Below are 4,995 nucleotides of genomic sequence, written 5' to 3'. Positions count from 1 at the left end.
GGACGTCGCAGCCGCCATCGTTCCCCATCCTGGTGCGCAGGCGACACCTGCGGAGCTTCGCCAGTTCCTGCAACGCGAGTTGACCTCGTTCAAGATTCCGCGGCGCATTCTGATCCTCGACCAACTGCCAAAGGGCGTGACGGGAAAGGTTCAGCGGCGACGGCTGCGCGAGTCGTTCGACGGGCTATTGGATGATCAGGGCGCGATGCCCGTGCCTGCTGCGAACAAAGGGCCATTGGATCTGGAAGCCGAATTGCTGACCCTGTGGCGGAGGCTGCTCAAGTCCGAGACTGTGACGGTCGATGATGATTTTTTCGTCAGCGGTGGTGACTCCCTTCTGGCGATGGAAATGCTCATCGAGGTCGAGCGGCTCATCGGCTACCCCGTACCGGAATCGATTCTGTACGGGGCAGAAACCATCCGCCAACTTGCCCCCAAAATCGCCTTGCAAATAGGCACCCCGGCGACGCCGTTCTTCCAGTTCGGTCCCGGCGGTGATCGGCCTCCGCTGTTCTTTTTCAACGGTGACCTTGTCAGCGGCCACTTGGGTGTGCGGCGGATGATGGAGCTTTTCGGGCCCGATTACCCGATCATCTCGATCGATCCCCATGGTCTTCGTGGGGAGCGGATTCCGCCGTCGATCGAGCAGATGGCCGCCGATCGCCTGCCGCTTATTCTGGAGAGGCAGAGCAGCGGTCCTTTCCTCCTGGGCGGCAAATGCAACGGAGCCATGGTGGCGTTTGAAACAGCCCGCCTGCTGATGGCCGCCGGCCACCGGGTTGATATGGTTGCGATGGTCGACCCGCCGACCGTCAGTGCCCGTCCGGTGCCGCGGGCGATCATCGGGCTGATGAAGCCCCTGGTTTCGCCTTACGCACTGCGCTGGACATTTGAAAAAATGGCGGAGCTGGAGCGTCGCTCCAAGGCGTCGATGAGCGCGCCGATTACGACCGCCGAGTTCGAGATTCCGCCGCAGCTGTGGCAAGCCTATTCATTGGCAATGTCGCAATATCTTCCGGCACCGCTCGACGTCCCGGTGGCTTTTTACGCGGCTGAACACGACGGTCGGGCGTGGCGGCATCTCAGCTCTCAACTCGACGTAGCCCAGGTGCCATGGGGACATCATGGCTGCCTGACTGTCGGCGCTGAACATCTGGTTGATCACCTGCGGCAAAGAATTGACGTTCTGGTTGAGGGCGCCCCCTCCGCCATGGAATCGCATACGTCGCCGACCGGCCGACTCGCGTTCGACCGGGCCACTGGCGCCGTTGAGGATGCCAGCATTCGTGAAAAGGCCCTCATCATGGCCTTCCAGACGGGTGCGCGCATCTCCTCATCATGGACCCACCGCGGGTTCGGCGTCGGCTGCCGGGCATTGCGTCCGATGGTGCCGAACCGGGACGTGTACGTCCGCCTCAACGAAGATGCAATGTTCGCGTTTCCATTCGGTGACGAATACTGGAGCACGATCCTCGATCGCAAGTACGTCTATGAGCTCGACATCGACGTGTTCCTGCGCGGCATCTCCAACACCGACTACGTGCTGCTCGATTGTGGCGCCAACTATGGTTACTGGTCGACGATGGTGTCGAGCCGTCGCTATGGTTCCCAACGCGCTATCGCTATCGAGCCTTCCTCTTCTAACTACGCTTACTTACGCCGGAACGCTGTTCTAAACGGCGACCGTTTCGAGACACTCAAAAGCGCGATCGGCGAGAAATCAGGAACTGCCTACCTTTCGGGCCGCAAGCACGCATCGATGTTGATCGCCGACCATGTGGAGGGCGGCGAGGCGGTCCCGATGGTATCACTGGACGACCTGATGGACCGAATGGATCTGTCCACAATGCGCCTTGTGTTGAAGCTCGATGTCGAGGGCCTTGAAATCGGTGCCATGATCGGAGGGGCGCGGTTGCTCAGAACTGATTGCGTGGTGATCTGCGAAGACCACGGCAGCGATCCGCTCCACACGGTCTCCGCGCACATTCTGAACCACACCGACTTGCAACTGTTCTGCTACGATCCCGATGCAGGACGCTATATCCACCTAAAGAACACATCGCCACTCGACCGCATCAAGAAGGCCGTCGACCGCGGCTACAACGTGCTTGCGACGTCGAGCTCCTCCTGGGAAGCTCGTATTCTCGCGTCATCACCGGGGTAGAGCCGTAGGTTTCATCATGACGCGCAGCTTGTGATGTTCGTGTGCGTCATAGTCGCGATATGGTTCGGAGTTCCCGCTTAATGTTTCAGTTCGACCCGAACGACAGTGTAAAAGGTTCAGCGGGCGGCCAACGAGGCGCTGGAACGAATGACCTCTCTCAACGCTTATTTCAGGAGGAGACGGATCATGGAAGATCGCGCAACAGCTAGAATAGTTGGCTTGAGCCTTAGCGGCATTTGTTTGACGTGCATGTTAATGGCCGCTCTGGGTATGACGTAAGCCGTCCCGGGCTACGGCGTTGCAGCCCTGCGATGTTGAAAAAGCAGCAAATGAGGTCGGCTTCTTTGCTGGGATAGCCGTCCGGGCGCTCTCCGGTACCTCTACACAACGCCTCAAGTCGAAGTCCTGGTCACAGCTGACGTTCCTTAATGCCGTCGTAGGGCTTAGCGCGGCGGGAATGGTCGACGAACTACTCGCCGCTGGTCCTCTTCCGACGTAGCGGAGGCCGGTTCGTTTGTTGCGTCCGGTGAGATCACTCCTGATGTGGAACTGGCGCTGGTGCTTCAGCTTCACAAGCCCGCGATCAGTCAAAACGTCTCGGTAATTTTGCTCAGGCGAGGGGGGCGATCGGGGTCAAATCCGTAGGTGCGTGCCGTCTGCTCGATCATCCGATAGGCTGGAATGAGCATGGTGATCGGGTCCGTAGCGGGGTCATCCTCGGACAACCAGGGCAGCGAGCCACGCGGTCCGCCGCACAGATGCAGCGCGATCTTTTGCTCACGCAATTCTTCTGCCAGCGCGTCCACGGTGGCCGCGGTTTCATCCATCAGGCGCATCAAGACGACCGGCGTGCGCGATGATAGCGCGGCGCGCGGCCCATGCTGCAACTCGGCGGCGCTCAGACCAATGGAAGGCAGGCGCAGGATTTCCGAAAGCTTGAGGGCGATCTCCCGCGCCGAGCCCAAGCCAAGGCCCCGCGCCGCCACAAACACTGCTGACGCATCGGCGAGATCATAGGCAATCTCGGACCAGTCGAGCGTCAGTGCGCGGTGCAGGCGCCCAGGCAGCCGGTCGAGAGCCGACCGCAGCGCACGATCTTCCGCCAGTTCGGCAACAAGTTCGGCGCCCGCGGTCATCGAGCCGATCACGGTCTTGGTCGCCGCTACGGAGTGCTCATTGCCGGCTTCGATCGGAATGACGAACTCGGCTTCGTCAGCCACCGGCGACGACGTCGCATTGACGATGGCGATAGTGCGTGCGCCCGCGGCGCGCGCCGACCGGGTCGCCGCGACAAGATCCGGGCTGCGCCCGGATTGCGAGATCACGATGAACAGCGCATCGCGCAGCATCAACGGCGTACGAAATGCCGTGATCACCGAAGGAGCGCTGGCCGAAACGGGAAGGCGAAGTCGTGTCTCGACGAGATATCTTAAGAAAACCCCGGCATGCCCAGAGCTTCCCCGGCCGCACACGACGCATAGGGGGGCGGAGCCAACCCCAATTCGTTGTGCGATGTCGCGCGTGGCTGGGCGGCTAAGAACAATTTTGCTGACAACGTCCGGGCTTTCCCCGATTTCGCTCGCCATCGCGGATGTCGTCACGACTCAACCGCTCCACCTTGCATGCGCGCCGGCGTTCCCTTGGGGTGCCGGTCACGATCCTTGGTGAGCTCGGCAAAGACGTGCCGAAGGTTGCCGTCACAGTTTCTCAGAATGGTCTCTGCATCGACCCTGTCGAGCCCCAACGCCAGAAGGACTGCCGTTTTGATATCTCCCTCCGCCTGCCCGAGCGAGCGTGCCGCCAGGGCTGGATCGCACCGCGCGATCTGGGCCACCATGACCTCCGCGCGCCGCTTCAACTTGGCATTGGTCGGCTGCATGTTCACCATGAGGCCGCGATAAACCCGCCCGAACCGCAGCATGATTCCCGAAGAGATCAGGTTGAGTACGATCTTCTGCGCGGTTCCCGCTTTCATCCGCGTGGAGCCCGCGATCAGTTCGGGGCCGGTCTCGACCAGGATCGGAAATCGAGCCGATTCCAGCAGGGCGGTGCCGGAATTGTTAGCGACACCGATCGTCACTGCGCCGCAGGAGCCTGCCTGCTGCAGCGCCGCCACCGTGAACGGCGTTGTTCCGCTGGCGGCGACCGCAATCACCACGTCGTTCGGAGTGAGCCGTGCGGCATTGACCTGCCTGACGGCGTCGTCGATATCATCCTCCGCGCCCTCGATGCTGGTGACAAACGCGCTGTCGCCGCCGGCGACGATGAAGTGCACACGCTCACTGGGCCAGGCGAAGGTCGGCATCAATTCGGCGCCGTCCTGGACGGCCACCCGGCCGGAAGTGCCGGCGCCGACATATACAATGCGTCCGTGATCGCCGAGCGCGGACTGCGCAGCTTCCGTGGCCGCTGTAATGGAGGGAAGCGCATGGCCGATCGCTGCGACCGCCGCAAGCTGGCCCTCCCACATGGCATCCATCGCGGAAGACAGCGACCATCCGTCAAGGTCGGCAAAGCGCGGGTCAACTTCTTCAGTGGCCATGTATTTTTTCCATGCTCCCTTAAACGCGGAACTTCGCAGCCTGTTCATCGTCCATTTCCCTTCTGGGCACGGCAAGCTGCCCGCGCGCCACCAGCAACGCGCCGGCAGCAGCATCGGCATCGGGACGCTTCAGGCGCTCGCGCAGGTCGGGCGTCAGCCAGGCCGCAATGGCATCCGCGAGCCCGCCTACCAGCGAGAGCCGATCAATTCCCCTCGCCAGGAACAGATCAAGCAGATCGCCAATGGCATCCGCCGCGCGTTCGACAACGCGACGGCCGACCGGATCGCC

3 protein-coding genes and 1 pseudogene are annotated in these 4,995 nt (G+C 61.8%); 1 reads left to right on the top strand and 3 read right to left on the bottom strand.

What is annotated here, in order from left to right; translation table 11 throughout:
* Window positions 1-2,164, top strand: a 2,164-nt coding sequence (locus tag JQ609_RS35440; protein WP_249128777.1) for an FkbM family methyltransferase, incomplete at its 5' end; no start/stop codon positions are given.
* Window positions 2,165-2,751: 587 nt separating this feature from the next.
* Here JQ609_RS35440 and JQ609_RS34805 read toward each other — a convergent pair.
* From JQ609_RS34805 to JQ609_RS34795, 3 genes and pseudogenes are all read right to left on the bottom strand, one after another.
* Window positions 2,752-3,750 (bottom strand): SIS domain-containing protein, encoded by a 999-nt coding sequence (locus tag JQ609_RS34805; RefSeq protein ID WP_212277140.1) that lies wholly within the window; start codon window positions 3,748-3,750, stop codon window positions 2,752-2,754.
* A gap of 11 nt (window positions 3,751-3,761) precedes the next feature.
* Window positions 3,762-4,706: an N-acetylmuramic acid 6-phosphate etherase gene (locus JQ609_RS34800; protein ID WP_212277141.1), complete on the bottom strand. Its 945-nt coding sequence runs from the start codon at window positions 4,704-4,706 to the stop codon at window positions 3,762-3,764.
* A gap of 19 nt (window positions 4,707-4,725) precedes the next feature.
* Window positions 4,726-4,995 (bottom strand): annotated as a pseudogene (locus JQ609_RS34795) (N-acetylglucosamine kinase); the annotation flags it as partial.

Source organism: Bradyrhizobium sp. AUGA SZCCT0169, assembly GCF_018130085.1.
Lineage (GTDB): Bacteria > Pseudomonadota > Alphaproteobacteria > Rhizobiales > Xanthobacteraceae > Bradyrhizobium.
This window is presented reverse-complemented; position numbering and strand designations above follow the sequence as displayed.

Excerpts from the sequence above, each read along its gene's own strand:
- JQ609_RS34805 (WP_212277140.1), bottom strand. The coding sequence starts at position 3,750 with ATGGCGAGCGAAATCGGGGAAAGCCCGGACGTTGTCAGCAAAATTGTT.
- JQ609_RS34800 (WP_212277141.1), bottom strand. The coding sequence starts at position 4,706 with ATGGCCACTGAAGAAGTTGACCCGCGCTTTGCCGACCTTGACGGATGG.